Source organism: Austwickia chelonae (assembly GCF_003391095.1).
In the GTDB taxonomy this organism is placed as follows: Bacteria; Actinomycetota; Actinomycetes; order Actinomycetales; family Dermatophilaceae; genus Austwickia; species Austwickia chelonae_A.
Window position 1 is genome coordinate 2,735,906 of record NZ_CP031447.1, and the last position, 17,938, is coordinate 2,753,843.

Genomic DNA, 17,938 nt, shown 5'->3' on the forward strand with positions numbered 1-17,938 from the left:
GCGGGCGTAGCGTGCGGCACAGCTGACCTCCTCGGGCGCGCCAGGTCGTGCCGGTGGAGGAACCTGCAGCCGTCCGACGAGTCGGACTCCTGATTTTCCGGAGTGACCCTCCGCGAACCTTGGACAAAATTAACCTTGTTGTGATGAAAGGAGCCCCGACCATGGCACTTGCACAGCGGTTGCAGGACCTCGGCACCGAAACAGCTTTCGCTGTCTCTGCGACGGCGGCGGACTGGGCCGCACGCGGAAACACCGTCTACCCCTTCCACCTCGGCGACATCGACCTGGCAACCCCGGCGAACATCGTCGAAGCCATGAACAAGGCCATCGCCGACGGCAAGACCGGCTACTGCCCGGGTGCCGGCATTCCGCAGCTGCGTGAGGCACTCGCTGCCGACATCAACTCCCTGCGCGGCACCGACTACTCGACCGACAATGTCATCGTGCAGCCCGGTGGCAAACCGGTCATCACCAAATTCCTCCAGGTCGTCATGAACCCCGGCGACGAGGTGCTCTTCCCCAACCCCGGCTTCCCGATCTACGAGTCCCAGATCGAATACCTCGGCGGCAAGGGCCTGCCCTACGGGTACATCCCCACCGAATCCGGCTTCAAGCTCGACTTCGACCGCATCCGCTCCCTGGTGACGCCCAAGACCAAGGCGATCATCTACAACGACCTGCAGAACCCGATCAGCGCCGAGTCCACGGACGCCGAGCGCGAAGAGGTCGCCCGTTTCGCTCAGGAACACGACCTGTGGGTGCTCTCCGACGAGGCGTACTTCGAGACCCGTTACTCGGGTCAGAGCAAGTCCATCACCAGCCTCGACGGCATGAAGGACCGCACGGTCATCCTCTACACCTTCTCCAAGAAGTTCGCGATGACCGGATGGCGACTCGGCGCCGCGATCGTGCCCGACGCCCTCTCCGGACACTTCAGCACCCTCAACACCAACAACGAATCCTGCACGACCCACTTCGTGCAGTACGCCGGCCTCGCCGGGCTCACCGGCGACCAGAGCGAGGTCCAGTCCATCCTGAAGACCCTCGAAGGACGCCGCGACGCCGCCTTCGACGCGCTGACCGCCATCCCGGGGCTGAAGCTGGCCAAGCCCGAATCCACCTTCTACCTCTTCCCGGATGTCACCGAGACGATGCAGCGCGTCGGCATCGAAGACCTGGGTGAATTCGCCGAGGAAGCACTCCACCAGACCGGATGCTCCTTCTGCACCCGTAACCACTTCGGACGTCCCCTGCCCGGGGAAGACCGCAAGTTCATCCGCATCGCCTACTCCGGCATCTCCGCGGAACGCATCACCGAAGGGCTCGGCAAGCTGAAGGAATGGGTGGAATCCAAGTGAGCAAGATCTTCATCGCCAACCGCATCCCCGACTCCGCCGTCGAAGCGCTGCGCGCCCAGCACGACGTCGACTACCACGACGCAGAGGAGACCATCGGTCGCGATGAGCTTCTGCGTCGGGTCGTCGGAGCCGACGCCGTCGTCACGCTGCTCACCGAGAAGGTCGACGAAGAGCTGCTCGCCGCCGCCGGCGACCAGCTGAAGATCGTCGCCAATGTCGCCGTCGGGTACAACAACATCGATGTCCCCGCCTGCGACAGCCACGGCGTCATCGCCACGAACACCCCCAAGGTGCTCACCGAGACCACCGCCGACACCGCTTTCGGTCTCATGCTGATGGCCACCCGCCGCTTCGGCGAGGGCGAGCGGGTCATCCGCTCGGGCACCCCCTGGCAGTGGGGCATGTTCTACATGCTCGGCATGGGCCTGCAGGGCAAGATCCTCGGCATCGTCGGCATGGGCCAGATCGGGCAGGCGATGGCTCGCCGGGCCAAGGCCTTCGGCATGGACGTCGTCTACGCTGACGCCTTCGAACTGGACGCGGCCACTGCGGCAGAGCTGGGTGCACGCAAGGTCGACCTGGACGAGTTGCTCGCCGTGTCCGATGTGGTCAGTCTGCACTGTCCGCTGATGGACTCCACGAAGCACCTCATCAATGCCGAGTCCTTGAAGAAGATGAAGAAGACGGCCTACGTGGTGAACTCTGCCCGTGGACCGGTCGTCGACGAGGCTGCGCTGGTCGACGCCCTGAAGTCCGGGGAGATCGCCGGCGCCGGTCTGGACGTCTTCGAGGACGAGCCGACCGTGCACCCGGGCCTGTTGGAATGCGAGAACGCGGTATTGCTCCCCCACCTGGGTTCGGCCACGGTGGAGACCCGTACCGCGATGGCCGACCTGGCCGCGCAGAATGTCCTCCTGGTGCTCGCCGGTGACCCGGCAGTCACTGCGGTGACCGAGAAGAAGCGTCTCTGATCTCTCCGGAGAAGCCTTCCACGGCGTGGGGGGACGGGAACCTTCGGGTTCCCGTCCCCCCACGCCGCTTCCCTGACCGGAACGATGAATCGTCTACGGTCTGAGTGGACCTGACCGATGAGGAGAGCAAATTCGGCTGTTCATGATGTCGCCCCGCTCCCTGGAGGAATCAGGATGAGTCTCCGCCTGCACGGTTCTGGCGCTGCAGCTGCCCGTCACCGGAATCTTCGCCGGGTCACCCTACGCACCAAGCTCGCCGGCATCGGGGCGATCGGCTTGCTGAGCGCGCTGGTGCTCAACGGCGTCGCCTGGACCGGAATCTCCTCCGTCGAGGAGCAGAGTTCTGCGGCCGGTCAATCCCGCCGGGCAGCAGAGGCCGCCCGGAACCTGAGCCATGCGCTGACTGCTGCGAAGGACGCTCAGATCGGTTATGTCTCCGATGTCTTCACCTACGGGGGCAAACTCGGGGCCGACGACCAGCAGCTGCGCCGCTCGAGCTTCCTACGCACCTCCGAGGGCGCCAAGGAGATCATCGACTCCTTCCCCACCGAGGCACTCGACGCAGGTTCCCGACGTCGTTTCGACAGCGTCAAACAGAACTGGCAGACCTTCGTCAGCGCCGATGCGGCGGCGGCGACTGCTTTCCGCCAGGGCACCCCGGAATCGATCAACACCGGTTCCGAAGCCTTCCGACAGTCCTCCCAGACCTATGACGCCATCCACGACCACCTGACTGCGCTGCGCACCGCCTCGGAGGAGAACGCCCGTTCCCTGGACGCGCAGGCGCAGAGCACGACCCGCACCGTACGCATCGCCAGTGTGGTTGCCTTGATCCTGGCCACAACAGCGATCCTGGTGACAGTCGCCCTTGTCACTCGCCGGATTCTGGGTTCTTTGGGAGAGGTCCGCAGATGCATGGACGCCATGCGCCAAGGAGACCTGACCGTTCCGGCCCGTTCCACCAGTGGTGATGAGATCGGCGACCTGGCCGGGGCTTGTGAAGAAACCAGACTGGCCATTTCGACCGTGATCGGCGAGGTCGCCCAGGCTTCCGGTACGGTCCAGTCCACGTCGAGCCGTATCCGCGAGCTGTCCGGGCAACAGGCCAGTTCGGCGGCCACGACCTCCACCGAGTTGAGCTCGGTCTCCTCCGGCACCGAAGACGTCTCCCGGGGTATCAACACGGTGGCCTCCGGCACCGAGGAGATGTCGGCCTCCATCCGAGAGATCGCCAAGAACGCGCAGGACGCGGCCGGGGTGGCTGCCACCGCCGTCCAAGCCGCGGAGGACACCACCTCGACCGTCACGAAGCTCGGCGAGTCCAGCGTGGAGATCGGCAATGTCGTCAAGGTGATCACCAGCATCGCGGAGCAGACGAACCTGTTGGCCCTGAACGCGACGATCGAAGCAGCCCGGGCCGGTGAAGCCGGTAAGGGCTTCGCCGTGGTCGCCAACGAGGTGAAGGACCTCGCTCGAGAAACCGCGAAAGCCACGGAGGACATCTCCCACCGGGTCGAGCAGATCCAGGTCGACACCGAGGCTGCGGTGTCGGCGATCTCCCAGATCAGCCGGATCATCTCGCAGATCAACGACACCCAGGCCACGATCGCTTCAGCGGTGGAGGAGCAGACCGCCACCACCCAGGAGATGTCCCGCAATGTGCAGGATGCTGCCAGCGGGGCCACCGGTATCGCCCATTCGGTCGGCCTGGCCGTCGGCGCCGCCTCCACCTACTCCCATGTCGCGGAGAACATGAACCAGGTCTCCGAGGAATTGTCCGTCCAAGCCGACGAGCTGGAATCGCTGGTGGGACGTTTCCAACGAGCCTGAGGCAACGTGCAGGTCACGGCGTGGGGGCCGGATTCCGATTTCGGAATCCGGCCCCCACGCCGTGACAGTCGCTCAGAAAGTGTATGTCTTCGCCGTCTTCCAGGCCCCGCCCTGCACGCTCATCACCGTGACCACCCGCGGAGTGATGTCGCCGAAACCGTCGAAGGCCACCGGACCACCTGTACCGGGAAAACGCACCCCGGCCAAAGCCTTCACGGTCGCGGCCCGGGCGTCCTTGGCCGTCGCCGCTGCTGGCAGGCTCTCCTTGAGCGCCAGGATCGCAGCCCGGGCCGCGTCATACCCCAGCGCGGCGAAGCCGTTGACCGGCTCGGCGAATTCCGCATTTGCGTAGTCCTTCAGGAAGGTCTTGCCCTCCTCGATCTGTTCGATCGGGTTGCCGGCCTTGGTGCTCAGGTCGCCGGCGGACACCGGACCGGCCATCGGGATGTACTCATTGGTCGCCAGCGAGTCGCCACCGACCACGGGGATCACGACACCAGCCTTCTTCAGTTGCAAGGACAAGGGCCCGGCTTCGGGGGAGTTCCCGCCGAAGAGCACAGCTTGGGCCCCGCTGGAGCGGATCCGTTCGACCAATCCGGAGTACTCGTGATCGGTGGTCGATGCCTGACCGACGTCGACGACCCGGCCGGAGAATCCCGCGGTGAAAGCTGCGACCAGACCGATCCCGTAGAGGTCGCCGTCGTGGGCGGTCGCGACGGTATTCGTGCCCTTCTCCCCCAGGTACTTGGCCAGCGCTGGGCCGTGAGCATCGTCCGGAGCTATCACCCGGAAGAAAGTCGGGAAAGGACGGGCCGGGGCCGAAGCATAGGCGTCGCCCCTGGTCAGTGCAGGGTTGGTCGGGCTGGGGCCGATGGTCGGCATCCCCACCGCCGCCAGGTCAGGCAGGATCGCTTTGGTCACCCCGGAAAAAACTGAGCCGATCACTGCCGCAGCATCACTATCAGCAGCAGCCCGTTGAGCGTTCTCCGCCCCGGCAGTTCTGTCGGCCTTGTCGTCGAGCACCTCGACCTGGAGTTTCCACCCCGGTATCTCACGTCGATCGTTGGCCTGGTTGACGGCCAAGGTGACTCCGTTGCGGACGCCCAGACCGAGATAGGCGTTGGAGCCGCTCTGCGGCGCAATGACATAGAGCTTGGCCGTCTTCGATGAGTTGGCGGCGGACTCGCTGCCGCCGCCTCCCCCGGAGGAGCAGCTCGCCGTCGCTGCGCCGAAGGCCAGGACCATCGCAGCCAGGCGGATGCGGTCGGTAGATGCCATCGAATCTCCCCTACCTATGGGACAAACGGGTGCTCCTCTTCGAGTCGACTCTCCACCAAGAGAACTGAGCTGAAAGGAGGACTCATTTCCAGGGGTTACAGGACTGGGAGCGCCTCCGAGCGGGCCCCGGTCACCGCATCGGGGGTCGCCAGACCACCAGGGCCCGCGAATCAGCCGCGCGAGGACGCTGACCAGGACGTACCGCCACCACGTCGCCATGCCGCCCGGCGGCGAATACCCGGGGTCCGCCAGCCGTCCGCCGAGCCTGTTCCAGCTGCCCGGTGAGCTCCTCCACGTGCCTGCGCAGACGATCGATCTCATCGGCCATCGCCATGATGTGGCGAACCCCGGCCAGACTCACCCCTTCTTCTTGGGAGAGCCGTTGGACTTCACGGAGTTTGGCGATGTCGTACTGGCTGTAGCGACGGCCGCCGCCACGGGTACGCCGGGGGGTGACGATGCCCAACCGGTCGTACTGTCGCAGGGTCTGGGCGTGCATCCCGGCCAGCTGCGCGGCAACCGAGATGACGAAGACCGGGGAATGCTCGTCCGGCTGGTAGCGGGGCAGAGCAGCCCCGAGTGCCGACGGGCCGCCGGGTGCGGCTCCTTCGGTGAGACCTGAAGGACCGGGGCGACGCCGACCGTTCATGTCCGCTGCCTCAGTCCGCCCGAGACTTGCGGGTCAGTTCTTCCCGCGGGTCGTATCCGGCGTCGATCCGTTGCAGGGTCTCCACGGCCTCACGGGCCTCGTCACTGAGCCGCTGCGGCACGATCACCTGGATCTTCGCGAGAAGATCGCCGGACGTGCCGTCCTTACGGTGCACTCCTCGACCTTTGACCCGCAGCACGCGACCCGAGGGGGTGCCCGGCGCGATACGCACCTTGACCGTTCCGCTGTCGAGGGTCGGCACCGGGACGGTGGCGCCCAGCGCGGCTTCGGCGAAGGTCACCGGGAGGTCGACGAGGAGGTTGTCGCCATCACGGGTGAAGACGTCATGCTCCTTCACGGTGATCTTCAACAGCAGATCACCGGGTTCGACGGAGACCCCCATCGGAGGTTCTCCTTTGCCGCGCAACCGGATCGTCGCGCCGTCGTGCACCCCGGCCGGGATGCGTGCGGTGATCGAGCGACCGCCGACCCCGTTCACGATGACGGTGTCGCCGGCGACAGCCTGCCGGAAGGTCAACGTAGCGGTGGCGTGCACGTCCCGTCCTTTGCGGGCGCCACGCCGGGTGCCTGCGCCCGCGAAACCTCCCGCGCCACCGGTGCCACCAGCACCACCGCCGGGAAAACCGTGACCGCCGGCCGCACCGAACATCGAGAGCAGATCCTCCAGATCAGGGGCATCAGCCGATGACGTCCCCCCGAAGCCTCCCGGCCCTCGGGTGAACCTGCCCTGTTGCCCTTGTTGTCCGCCACCGAAGAACTGGCTGAAGACATCCTCGAAACCGCCTGCGCCGCCGCTCTGCCCACCGGTCGAGCCCGCAGTGAAGCGAGCACCGCCTCGGCTCATCGCCCGCACGGCGTCGTACTGTTTTCGCTGCTCGGCGTCGGAGAGCACGGCGTAAGCCTCGCCGATCTCCTTGAAGCGCTGCTCGGCGGTGGCGTCCCCCGGGTTGGCGTCCGGATGCAGATCCCGGGCGAGTCTGCGGTAACGCTTCTTGATCTCGGCGGCGTCGGCATCGGCGGAGACCCCGAGGATCGAGTAGAAGTCCTTCTCGAACCAGTCCTGGCTGGCCATATCGCCTCCTTCGGTGAACGCGGGGTCGGCAGGTGGATGAAACGGGTGGGACGCAGGCCCCGAGGATCACATGGGGTCGGCGACGGCGACCAACGCCGGACGAACCACCCGTTCACCGATCCGGTATCCAGGCTGCATGACCTGGACGACCGTGGTGTCGAGGGTTCCTTCGGGCAGTTCGGCCTGCATGTGCATGACGGCCTCGTGCACATTCGGGTCGAAGGCGTCGTACATCTCCCCGTACCGGGCCACCCCGTACCGGGCCAGGATGCCTTCGAGTTTCTCGGCGATCTTCGCGAACGGCCCGACTTCGAGTTCGCCGTGTTGACGGGCCAGGTGGATCTCGTCGAGAACCGGCAGCAGGGACTCGATCATCCCGGCGATGGCGCGCTCGGACTCCAAGGCCCGGTCACGGTCGACCCGCCGCTTGTAGTTCACGTATTCGGCCTGGAGGCGTTGCAGGTCGGAGAGACGTTCCGCCGCGAGCTGCGCATCGGGCGACATCGCCTCGGGTGCGCTGATCCCTGCGAGCTCTTCCTGCTCCGGCGTGTCCTCCGGAAGCGGGATCTCTTCGGGGTTCTCCCCGTCGGACACGTGGACGTCTTCCTGCGCTGGGGTCTCTTCGCCGGCGTCCACGACCGGTTCGGTCTCGGATGCCGTTCTCGAGTCTCCCCCGGTACTGGCCTGCATGTCCTCGTACATCCCACGGGCAGCGGCCTGCTGGGCAGCGGTCGGCCCGTGTCCTGGCCAGCTGTCGCCGACCCGTCCCGGGGTCGGGTCTCCGCCGGCACCTTCGAAGTCGCCGCCGCCTTCGGTGGGCCTGGTGTCCTTGTCGGTCATCGTGTCTCCTCGCCGTATCCCTCAAGTGTGCCCGGTAGGGCCGTGCTCGGCCTGACGACCCCACCGGGGAAGAACAAGCTCAGCCGGGTTCTTCGGGGCCGACGATCAGCTCGCTGCCGGCCCCGGATGTGCCCACCTGCTGATGTCCGGCCGCCCCTCCACAGGGGCGACCGGACATGGCGGGGTCACTTCTTGGTGTCGCCCTCGTCGACGACCTCGGCGTCGATGACGTCGTCCTTGCCTGCGGATCCGGCGGCGAAGCCCGCAGCGGCGCCTGCCGCCCCAGCCGCACCGGCAGCGCCCGCCGCACCAGCAGCTCCCGGGCCTGCAGGCTTCTGCTCGCCCTCGGCCTGTGCCGCGGCGTAGATCGCCGAGCCCATCTTCTGGGAGACCTCGTTCAGCGTGGTGACCTTGGCGTTGAGTTCCTCGCTGCTGACGGCTTCGTCACCCGTCTTGGCCAGGGCAGCCTTCAGGTCGGCGAGAGCGTCCTCGACGGGTTTCTTCGTGTCGGCAGGAACCTTGTCGCCGGAGTCGGCCAGGAACTTGTCCGTGGAGTAGACGAGCTGTTCCGCGGTGTTACGGGCCTCTGCCTGCTCGCGACGCTGCTTGTCCTCCTCGGCGTGCTGCTCGGCCTCCTTGACCATGCGCTCGATCTCTTCCTTCGGCAGCGCGGAGCCGCCGGAGATCGTCATGGACTGTTCCTTGCCGGTGCCGCGGTCCTTCGCGGAGACGTGCACGATGCCGTTCGGGTCGATGTCGAAGGTGACCTCGATCTGCGGGATACCGCGCGGGGCCGGGGCGATACCGGTCAGCTCGAAGGTGCCCAGTGCCTTGTTCGCCGAAGCCAGTTCACGCTCGCCCTGGAAGACCTGGATGAGCACGGAGGGCTGGTTGTCCTCGGCGGTGGTGAACACCTCGGAACGCTTGGTCGGGATGGCGGTGTTGCGTTCGATGAGCTTGGTCATCAGGCCACCCTTGGTCTCGATGCCCAGGGACAGCGGGGTGACGTCGATGAGGAGGACGTCCTTGCGCTCGCCCTTGAGGACACCGGCCTGGAGGGAGGCTCCGACGGCGACGACCTCGTCGGGGTTGACGCCCTTGTTGGGCTCTTTACCGCCGGTGAGTTTCTTGACCAGGTCGGAGACGGCGGGCATACGGGTGGAGCCGCCGACGAGGACGATGTGGTCGATCTCGCCGACGGAGACACCGGCGTCCTTGATGACCTGCTCGAAGGGGGTCTTGCAGCGGTCGATGAGGTCGGAGGTCATCTGCTCGAACTGCACCCGGGAGATGTTCTCGTCCAGGTGGATCGGGCCGTTCTCCGACATGGAGAGGTACTGCAGGGAGACATTGGTGGAGGTCGAGGAGGAGAGTTCCTTCTTGGCCTGCTCCGCGGCGTCGCGCAGACGCTGCATGGCGATCTTGTCGTTCGCGAGGTCGACGCCGGTCTGGTTCTTCACCGTGGTCAGCAGGTGCTGGACGATGCGGTCGTCCCAGTCGTCGCCGCCGAGACGGTTGTCACCGTGGGTGGCGCGCACCTGGATGGTGGAGAAGCCGTCCTCGGGGTCCTTGCCGACCTCGAGGAGAGAGACGTCGAAGGTACCGCCGCCGAGGTCGAAGACGAGGATGAGCTCGTCCTCCTTGCCCTTGTCGAGGCCGTAGGCCAGGGCGGCGGCCGTGGGCTCGTTGACGATGCGCAGGACGTTGAGGCCGGCGATCTCACCGGCTTCCTTGGTGGCCTGACGCTCGGCGTCGTCGAAGTAGGCCGGGACGGTGATGACGGCGTCGGTGACCTGCTCACCCAGGTAGGACTCGGCGTCCCGCTTGAGCTTCATCAGGGTGCGGGCGCTGATCTCCTGGGCGGTGTACTTCTTGCCGTCGATCTCGGTGTTCCAGTCGGTGCCGATGTGGCGCTTGACGGAACGGATGGTGCGGTCGACGTTGGTGACGGCCTGACGCTTGGCGATCTCGCCGACGAGGACCTCGCCGTTCTTGGAGAAGGCGACGACGGACGGCGTGGTGCGGCCGCCTTCGGCGTTGGCGATGATGGTCGGCTCGTTGCCCTCGAGGACGGAGACGGCCGAGTTGGTGGTTCCGAGGTCGATGCCTACTGCACGGGCCATGGTGGGTTCCCTTTCTCCTTGGTCTAGAGGTCGGGCCGCTGGGCGGGACGCCACTCGCGCGGGGCTCGTGTCCACCGGCATGGCCGGGGTAGTACCCGAACGGGAGGCATCACGCCCGGCTGGGCCGGACTTGATACGTCGTGACTCAGGTTCGCGAGCGGCTGCGTCGGTTGTCAATCAGCCACTCAGTGAAGTTGAGTTCATCTGACTCAACTTTAAGGGTGGCATTCCTGTTCCGGCGAGTTGTGTGACTTGCATCACAGATGCATGGTGTCGGTTCTCGCTAAAGATGTCGTTACCGCAACACGCGTGTCGTAGGCGTTTCACTGTCTCAGTAAGGGTGTCGTAGGACTGAGACTGCGACGAGCGACCGATCCGGGTCTGGATCATGGTTCGTTCCTTTCCGGCATCGGGTCCGACAACACCGGAGTCTGGGCAGGCCGTGTCTCCCGGGGACGATTCCTCACAAGAGCTGAGGCGAGGCGGGCAACGTCCCGGTCAGGATCGCGTGTGAGAGTGTCGAGGACTTCTTGTGCGGCGGAGGTGCCGATCTCGGTCAGCGCTTGAGCGAGGCGAAGACGACTCTCCTGTGGTGCATGGGGCCTGTTGAGTTCTGCCAGGAGCGCCGCGACGATGTCGTCGCCACCGGACGAGCCATGGCCGAGCTGTGCCAGGGTCTCAGCCGCTTCGACGTCGTGGTCTCCTTCGACGATCAAGCTGACCAGCACGGGCACAGCCGAGATGATGCCTTGTCGGCCCACAGCCATCGCGGCATATCGCCGTATCGTCGGGTCGGAGTCGTGGAGGAGATTCTCCAGGGCGTTGCATGCTTCCGGGGTCTCGGCCAGCTCCGTGAGGGCGAGGACAGCTCGATGTCTCCGCTCGAGGTCGGGGCTCTCGGTGGCCTCGCAGAGGGCGGCCAGCGCGGCGGTGCCTGACCGGGCAAGAACCCAGCGCAACGCTCCGCAGACGTGGGGATCATCCTCCGACACGATGGCGTTCACGAGGACCCCAGCGGGGATCGGGTCGTGAAGCGACTGCATCAGGACCTGTTGCTGACGGCGCCTCCCGCCGGAAGAGTCGAGGTCGCGCATCAGTTCGACGGCACGCAGCACATCTGCCCACCCGGTTGGTTCGCTGTTGCGGATGGCGGTGAGCCTGTCGAGAAGCTCCAGGCCTTGATCGATCTGGGATCGCGTCACACGAATGAGGTCGTCGATCAATCCAGCCGGGGCCCCATCTGGTGTTTCCAACGCGGTACCGATCTGCTTGAGGGGCAGCCCCATGGTCCGCAGCGCTTCAACCTGAAACAATCGTTGGATGTCGGCGTCGGAATAGTCCCGATAGCCGCCGGGGGTGCGTCCCTCGGGACGCACCAACCCGAGCGCGTCATAGTGGCGCAGCATTCGGGTGCTCACCCCACTGGTACGTGCTATCTCTCCGATCAGCATGCTGGCCCTTCCGACGCGTCCTCGGTGGCCGGGGAGCCTTCGGGAGTATCGCCGACTGTCGGCGCCGACATCATGCGCTTGGCAGCGGCGAGCGCGGCGTCGAAACCGTCGTGCGGGTTCTTCTGGAGCAGAATCGTGGCCCGGGCGTGGATGGCTTGGGCCCGGTCCGGGCCTTGAGAGATCTGGGTCAGGACCGGGGTGATGGCGTCTCCCAACTCGATCAGGGATCGGCTCAGACTCAACTGGATATCCCGGTCGCCGCGCCCCAATTGACTCGCCAGCTCGGCGGCCAATGCGGGCTTGTTGGCGGCGGGGACCAGGGCGGCCGCTGTCCGCCATGCCGTGCGGGCCACCTCGTCGTCCGGATCACGCAGCATGCTTCGCGTGATCCAGGGCCAGGCCGCCTGGTCGCCAATCTTCGACAAGGTATGCAAGGCCTGGCTACGCGCCTGGTCGATGTCCGAATCGAGTTCGCGACGGATCCAAGGCAAGGTGCTCTGCCGAGGCAGCTGGATGATGGCCCAGGTCAGCATGTCGCGAACGAAGAAGTCTGGCTCCACGGCACAGCGCTCCACCAACACGTCCAAGAGGTCAGCGTCCGGGTGCGTGCCGAGCGTCAGCGCGGCTTGCATCCGCGCCGACGAGTTCGCAGCGCTCAAGGCACGTAGAGCGCGCTGCTGCACCGCAGACATGTTCTGTCTGTTCATCTTCACCACATCCTTCACCACCCAGCCAACACCTTGACACGATGTCAAGGTCAAGCGGAGCCCTCAGGTTGGCTGCGAGTACATGTGGTTCGCGAGACTGTCCCTCGCTGACGTAGGGCTCGCACGGATGGCCCGGGTTGGTGACGAGTGTGATGCGGGAGTCTAATTTGGCCTCTGCGGAGGGAATCTCCTGGCCGTGGTGGAGCACAGTTCGTCATTAGCGCAGCTTGACGGTGCGGATCGTCATGAGGGTCAGCCCGGTGATGAGGACGGTGATGATGAGTGCGAACTGTCAGGGGATCGTGCCGCCGAGATAAAGGCCATCGACAGTGTCCTTGCGTAAGACGCAGCAGGCGCAATCTGCCGCATCACCCGAGCTCCCCGGGGCGAAGAGCTTCGGGTCCCAGGTAGACGTCACAACCTGCTTCAAGCGCGAGTACCAGCGCCTTGCGGTAGCGATCATCAAGTTCAGGAGGTGAGTCGACGGAGAACCAGGCCACCTCGGACGACTCGTCGTCACCAACCTTTGCTTCGCCCCCGGTCGCCTCGCAGACGAAGGCAATGTCGTAGTACTGGGTCTGATCGCGTTGGGGTACGTGCTTTTCGGAAGGGTTTGGACCCATAGCAGCCGCGTGACTACGGCCTGAAGAGTGGTTTCCTCGCGGATCTCTCGCACCATCGCCTCATGGGCCTGCTCCCCTGGTTCGATAGCGCCGCTGACCAGCGTCCATACGCCGCTCTCGAAACTGCGGACAGCGAGAACCTCGCGGGCGCCGGCGGCCCCACGCAGAACAACTCCGGTGACCCCGGGCAGGAGGACGAGGTCGTGGCCCAACCTGGCCCTCAATCCAGCCACATAGTCTGACATGCCCGTAGTCGTCTTCTCCCTCTTCTCTGAGGGTAGCGAGACTCTAGCGGACCGCCGAGTGCGGGCAGGTAGGATCCATATCAAACTTACCTTTGACATGCCAGGTGCAGCGGAGGATCGATGTTGACGCCTCGACAGCACCGGAGTGAGGTGTTGGTAGTGGTTCCCCTCCGACCTGACCTCGGTCGCTCGTGCCGGTTGACAGGATCGGCCGATAGTGTGCGCATGTTGACCGAGATCGGCGCGCAGCCAGCCAATTTACGGACGTTCTTTCGTACTTTGGAACGCGCGCACGAGCGGGACTACCGCGGGCAGGTCGCGGCCGCCGGCTTCACCCCTGCGGCCCGGCACGGGGATGACATTGGTGCTGTACGACGTGACGACGCTGTACTTCGAGTCGTCACCCGTGACGCCACCTCCCCGGAGGATTCGGCCCTCACAGCGAAGGTCGACGACATCGACGGGACGGTGCTGAACATCGCCGGCCACCACGCCTGAGACGCCCACGCTGTGCCCGCACCCGAACGCGTCCTCGTCGTCGACGTCGCCAACGTCATGGGCTCCGTGCCCGACGGCTGGTGGAAGAACCGCGTCGCCGCCGCGGGGCGCTTGCACGCCGCGGTCGTCGACGCGCTCGACCGAGGCCTGCTGCCCTACGACCGGGCGATCCTCGTGATGGAGGGGCAGTCGCGGGCGGGCGCCGCCGAGGGAGTGATGGGAACGACGTACGTCGTCCATGCTCCAGGCAGCGGCGACGACGAGATCGTCCTGCACTGCCGCGCTCTCGCAGAGGCCGAGCCTGCGGCGGAGATCACGGTCGCCACCGCCGACCGGGGCCTGATCGCCCGCGTCGCGGCGATGGGCGCAGACATCGTCGGCCCCCGATCCATCCCCAGGGACACGCGCAGGCAGGCCACGCCGCGACGGTGAGCCGCGCAGCACAGCCCGTAGAGACCTCCTCGACGGTAGGCGCCCGCTCGCATCATCTCCTGACGCATGAGCGAGCCCTCGGACACGAGTTGTCCGCACTCGAGGTACAGACCCATGGTCATCAGACACAGGACCAGGAGATGAGCCACGACAGACAGGCGTCGCCGCCGGTCGTGCTCGGCATCATCAGGGTGCTGAACTGCGAACGCGTCCATACACAGGCAGACCTCCTGGTGGAATATCAGACGCACCTGCAGCTGCCCGAAGAGACGCCAACAACCGGGCTCGGCGACCATGTACCGGTGCCGTGGCCCGCCCTCATCAGGGACACTCGCCCCGCCGCGGCAGACCACCATGAGGCCAGGCTTGGCCCTCACGCTGCATAAGGGTCAAGCCTGGCCGGAGTCTGCCCCCTGTGCCGCTGCTGACGCGACCTGCCTTCAGGCCACTGCGGTGGCACACTGCTACTGAGGTGGTTCGTCGCCACTGTGGTGGTGACCTGTCAACACCGCAGTGCCCACGCACCACCGCAGTGCAGGCCGTCGCCGCCTTGGGCATGAAGGCCGTCAAGGCAGTGCCCGATCACCCCCGTAGCGCAGCCTGGACACTGCCCCCGCCACTCCCACAGGGCCAGCTCCTGAAGTGACCACACGCCAACAGGAACGAGCCGTTCAGCTCGGGACCCCGGTTCTCGGCCAACCGACCATGCTGCCGACGCCAAATGGTCAAGCGCCCTCGGAACTACAGAGCATCAGGGGACTCTGCGCCTTCGCCGAAGGTCACGGCGCGCGAAAGCATCGCCGTACGTCCGCCTGCCCGGCGCCCCGTCATCGGCATGAGCGGATGGCCTCGCCCAGGCTTCGTTCAGAAGTCCACGGCTGAGGAGTCGGACACGACCCTGAGGCGCGGACGATCTCACATTCCTGACCACATGCCTGGTCAGGCCGATACGCCGATGACAAGTGCGACGAGAACTTACCCGGGCGTCGCCCCTTCTCGGAGAAACCACCGCCCCATCGGACATGCCACCGGAGTGTCATCCGCTCCAGCCGGCCGGTCGGCGGCGAATCACCCCGGCGGAACTGTATCGCTCGGAAGTTTGGCCTCCTGGACCAGAAGGGCCACCTGGACCCGGTTCTCACAACCCAATCTCGCCATGATTCGGGTGAGATAGCCCTTCACCGTCGAAGTACTGAGATAGAGCTCCCGGGCAATCTCGGCATTGCTCTTCCCTTCAGCAACCGCGGAAACCACCCGGAGTTCCTGCGCGCCCAGAGAGGCCAGCGCCGCGCGCGCACGGGCACGATCAGTGGGTCGTTGTTCATCGACGACCATGTCGATCAGCCGTCCCAAGACCGTGGCCGACACCGTGCGTTCCCCCTGAGCTACCTTGCGCACCGATGCCATGAGCACCTCGGGGGGCACGTCCTTCAGGAGATAGCCGTCCGCACCGGCGGCGAGCGCTCGCCGGACGAGTTCGTCGGTTTCGAACGTCGTCAGTACCAGGACGGCGGGCCGAGGTCCGCGCCGGCGGAGACGCGCCGTGGTCGTGACGCCGTCGTCGCCCGGCATGCGGATGTCCATGAGTACGACGTCGGGGTCCAGCTCGTCGATCACCGCTGAAGCCTGTTCGCCGTCCCCCGCTTCGCCCACCACGTCGATGTCGTCGGACGCGCCCAACAGGAGCCGTATCGCAGCTCTGACCAGCGGGTCGTCATCGATCACTACGACGTTGATCATGGCTGACATGGTAGGTGAGCTTCCACGACGAACACCTTTCCCTCGGCGCTGGAGACCGGGCCACTGCGGAATCGGCCACCGATGAGACGCACCCGCTCGCCGAGCCCGATCAGGCCCCAGTGGCCGCCCTGGACGCTGCGGGGAGCAAGCAGCGGAGCCGACGACGGAAGCGGGGTCAGCACCCTGACGAGAAGCCCCTTGTCGTCGCGACGGATCTCGACCGTCACCGGGGCGCCGGGGGCGTGCTTGCGCGCATTGGTCAACCCCTCCTGCACGACCCGGTACGCCGTGAGCCCGACCAGCCCGTCCTGGGTCATGAGGGAGAGGTCACCGACAGTCTTCACCGTCGCACCGCTGCGCCGCGCCTGGTCGATCAGTTGGGGTACCGCTCGCACCGAGCTGTTCGAGGCTGTCTCCTCCGGTGATCTCAGGAGTCCGAGCACGGCCCGTAGGTCTTCCATGCTCTGTTGGGCTGACGCTCGGAGCAGTTGCATGGCTTGTGTGGACTCTTCGTCCGTGAGGTCCTTCCGCGTGTCCAGGATGTTGGCGTACATGACGACGAGCGACAGCCGATGGGCAAGTTGATCGTGCATGTCGCGAGCGATGCGCTCACGTTCGGCGAGTTGCGCTTGGGTGACGCGAGCCTCGAGCTCGGTCTCGCTGGCAAGCACCCTGGCACGTAGGCTTTCCAGGAGTTCGCGGCGGCTGCGGGCGAGCCTCCCCAGTGCCACCGCCCCGATGGTCGACGCGATGCCCACCGTGAGCTCATCGAGAGCCTTGTCTGGCGGAAACGCTCCCGACAGGTAGCACGCGGTCACCACCAGGTGCAGGGATACGACGCCGAGTGTCGTCGCCAGTCGGCTCGCTACCGCGAGGGTGTAGAGGGCGACCAGCGCCGCCGGCCCCAACGAATCCGTGAACAGCAACAGCGGCGTAAGTCCGAGAGCCACACCGGTGGGGTAACGGCGGCGCCACCAGAGCGACAGAGCCCCCGCAAGCCCTCCGCCCAGGCCGAGCATGGCAACCGTTGGTTGCTGACCGGTCGTCGAACCGTCGAGAACGGGGGCGGCCACGAAGACAGCCGCCACGAGGACCAGCGCGGCGTCCAGGAAGAGTTGGCTGCGGGTCCGCGACGGCGGATGCCCTCCGGTGTCGATCACAAGGTCTGGAAGAGCGGCCGAACGAGTTGATGCTCGCCCTGATCGTGAACGACGTACCCCTGGCGCTGGATGATGTCCCGGAGCCTGCGCGCCTCCGTGTGCGAATTGGTCGAGAGCGCCTCCCGCCGAGTTGCGAGCGCGGCATCCACGGAATCGGGCAGGTTCAAGGCGCCTGGTCTCCAGGGTTCATAGCGATCCGCGAATGGGTCTTCGTCGAGCCAGGGGTACTGGTGGCGGCGAAATGCTTCACGTTGCCCGACGAGCGGCGCTTCCATGGGCTCGTCGAAGAGGATTCGCGACTCCCGGTCGAGGAACACGGTGTGTTTCCCGCACGGGAAGATGGCCATGATCGTGTCCCTGGGGAAGCTGGTCGATGTGCCCTGGAATGCCACGTCGACCGATTGGTCACTGACCGTGGCGCGCGCCGACTCGCGCTTGGCCACGAAGGCGATTCCAAGGCCGAACACGAGCCATACAAGAACGTTGAAAGCGGTCTGCCATACGCCCTCGATGTGGCCCACCAGTCTGATGACCGGCTTCACCGGAAGAGCACCGAAGCTGCCGAGGGCCCACCGGGCCATGATCGGCAGGGCCAGCCCGAACAGGATGGAGGCTGCGGGAATCGCCATGAAGACGAAAATATTCTCAGACTTTCCGTATTCCAGGGCGGTAGCTGCCGCTGATGCGCCACCGTCAACACTGCCCGTGGCTTTTCGCTCGCTTTCTTCTTGCATGACCGACGGTTCCCTTCTCTCCGCTGAGAAGCCAGGAGAACGACGCCACCCTGGCCCGTAAGAGCTAGCCCATCGACCAGGCGTGAATTCTGTCAAGGCTATTCGCCCGGGCCACGACCAAAGCACACTGAAGAACCGACCTTGGTGCGACGGTGTGGACCTGGCAAGGAGACCTTCCGACGTCGGTCCCATGCTTCAGTCGCCTC

The 17,938-nt window shown here is 65.7% G+C and carries 16 protein-coding genes and 2 pseudogenes; 6 read left to right on the forward strand and 12 right to left on the reverse strand.

Features of this window, described 5'->3' with window-relative positions; genetic code table 11:
* The first annotated feature begins 161 nt into the window (after nt 1–161).
* The 3 genes from DX923_RS12090 to DX923_RS16780 all read left to right on the forward strand — a co-directional run bounded on the left by DX923_RS12090 (nt 162) and on the right by DX923_RS16780 (nt 4,159).
* Nucleotides 162–1,358 (forward strand): pyridoxal phosphate-dependent aminotransferase, encoded by a 1,197-nt coding sequence (locus DX923_RS12090; RefSeq protein ID WP_116115247.1) that lies wholly within the window; start codon nt 162–164, stop codon nt 1,356–1,358.
* Nucleotides 1,355–2,329, forward strand: a complete 975-nt coding sequence (locus DX923_RS12095; RefSeq protein ID WP_116115249.1) for a 2-hydroxyacid dehydrogenase — start codon at nt 1,355–1,357, stop codon at nt 2,327–2,329. Before DX923_RS12090 ends, DX923_RS12095 begins: the two co-directional genes overlap by 4 nt.
* 174 nt (nt 2,330–2,503) lie before the next feature.
* On the forward strand, nt 2,504–4,159 hold the full coding sequence (locus DX923_RS16780; RefSeq protein ID WP_240322623.1) for a methyl-accepting chemotaxis protein: 1,656 nt from the start codon (nt 2,504–2,506) through the stop codon (nt 4,157–4,159).
* A gap of 72 nt (nt 4,160–4,231) precedes the next feature.
* Here DX923_RS16780 and DX923_RS12105 read toward each other — a convergent pair whose 3' ends face one another.
* The 9 genes and pseudogenes from DX923_RS12105 to DX923_RS17175 all read right to left on the reverse strand — a co-directional run.
* The gene (locus DX923_RS12105; protein ID WP_162872938.1) at nt 4,232–5,437 is read right to left on the reverse strand and encodes a branched-chain amino acid ABC transporter substrate-binding protein; all 1,206 of its coding nucleotides are present in this window, start codon (nt 5,435–5,437) and stop codon (nt 4,232–4,234) included.
* 130 nt (nt 5,438–5,567) lie between these two features.
* Complete coding sequence (locus DX923_RS12110; protein WP_116115255.1) at nt 5,568–6,086, reverse strand: heat shock protein transcriptional repressor HspR; 519 nt, start codon at nt 6,084–6,086, stop codon at nt 5,568–5,570.
* Nucleotides 6,087–6,096: 10 nt separating this feature from the next.
* Complete coding sequence (locus DX923_RS12115) at nt 6,097–7,179, reverse strand: DnaJ C-terminal domain-containing protein (protein ID WP_116115257.1); 1,083 nt, start codon at nt 7,177–7,179, stop codon at nt 6,097–6,099.
* 66 nt (nt 7,180–7,245) lie between these two features.
* Complete coding sequence (gene grpE / locus DX923_RS12120; protein ID WP_240322624.1) at nt 7,246–8,019, reverse strand: nucleotide exchange factor GrpE; 774 nt, start codon at nt 8,017–8,019, stop codon at nt 7,246–7,248.
* 185 nt (nt 8,020–8,204) lie between these two features.
* On the reverse strand, nt 8,205–10,142 hold the full coding sequence (gene dnaK / locus DX923_RS12125; protein ID WP_116115260.1) for a molecular chaperone DnaK: 1,938 nt from the start codon (nt 10,140–10,142) through the stop codon (nt 8,205–8,207).
* Nucleotides 10,143–10,528: 386 nt separating this feature from the next.
* The gene (locus tag DX923_RS12130) at nt 10,529–11,593 is read right to left on the reverse strand and encodes a MerR family transcriptional regulator (protein WP_116115262.1); all 1,065 of its coding nucleotides are present in this window, start codon (nt 11,591–11,593) and stop codon (nt 10,529–10,531) included.
* Nucleotides 11,587–12,300 (reverse strand): HEAT repeat domain-containing protein, encoded by a 714-nt coding sequence (locus DX923_RS12135; RefSeq protein ID WP_116116318.1) that lies wholly within the window; start codon nt 12,298–12,300, stop codon nt 11,587–11,589. The genes DX923_RS12130 and DX923_RS12135 overlap by 7 nt, the downstream gene beginning before the upstream one ends.
* Before the next feature lie 368 nt (nt 12,301–12,668).
* Nucleotides 12,669–12,923 carry a hypothetical protein gene (locus tag DX923_RS16785; protein ID WP_240322625.1) on the reverse strand — a complete coding sequence of 85 codons (255 nt, stop codon included), beginning with the start codon at nt 12,921–12,923 and terminating at the stop codon, nt 12,669–12,671.
* Nucleotides 12,924–12,970: 47 nt separating this feature from the next.
* Nucleotides 12,971–13,267 (reverse strand): annotated as a pseudogene (locus tag DX923_RS17175) (NUDIX domain-containing protein); the annotation flags it as partial.
* A 102-nt stretch (nt 13,268–13,369) separates the two neighbouring features.
* Here DX923_RS17175 and DX923_RS17180 point away from each other — a divergent pair.
* The 3 genes and pseudogenes from DX923_RS17180 to DX923_RS12155 form a co-directional block, all read left to right on the forward strand.
* Nucleotides 13,370–13,568: pseudogene (locus DX923_RS17180) on the forward strand (IS1634 family transposase); the annotation flags it as partial.
* Between the two features lie 110 nt (nt 13,569–13,678).
* Nucleotides 13,679–14,098 (forward strand): hypothetical protein, encoded by a 420-nt coding sequence (locus tag DX923_RS12150; RefSeq protein ID WP_205413039.1) that lies wholly within the window; start codon nt 13,679–13,681, stop codon nt 14,096–14,098.
* Between the two features lie 140 nt (nt 14,099–14,238).
* The gene (locus DX923_RS12155; protein WP_116115266.1) at nt 14,239–14,484 is read left to right on the forward strand and encodes a hypothetical protein; all 246 of its coding nucleotides are present in this window, start codon (nt 14,239–14,241) and stop codon (nt 14,482–14,484) included.
* Nucleotides 14,485–15,166: 682 nt separating this feature from the next.
* Here the strand turns inward: DX923_RS12155 and DX923_RS12160 are convergent.
* The 3 genes from DX923_RS12160 to DX923_RS12170 are packed head-to-tail and all read right to left on the reverse strand — an operon-like array spanning nt 15,167 to nt 17,732.
* Complete coding sequence (locus tag DX923_RS12160; RefSeq protein ID WP_240322626.1) at nt 15,167–15,838, reverse strand: response regulator transcription factor; 672 nt, start codon at nt 15,836–15,838, stop codon at nt 15,167–15,169.
* Nucleotides 15,835–16,998, reverse strand: coding sequence for a sensor histidine kinase (locus tag DX923_RS12165; RefSeq protein WP_116115271.1), 1,164 nt, complete (start codon nt 16,996–16,998; stop codon nt 15,835–15,837). Before DX923_RS12165 ends, DX923_RS12160 begins: the two co-directional genes overlap by 4 nt.
* A complete protein-coding gene (locus DX923_RS12170; RefSeq protein ID WP_116115273.1) occupies nt 16,995–17,732 on the reverse strand; it encodes a YqeB family protein in 738 nt (245 codons plus the stop codon). Before DX923_RS12170 ends, DX923_RS12165 begins: the two co-directional genes overlap by 4 nt.
* Nucleotides 17,733–17,938 lie beyond the last annotated feature (206 nt).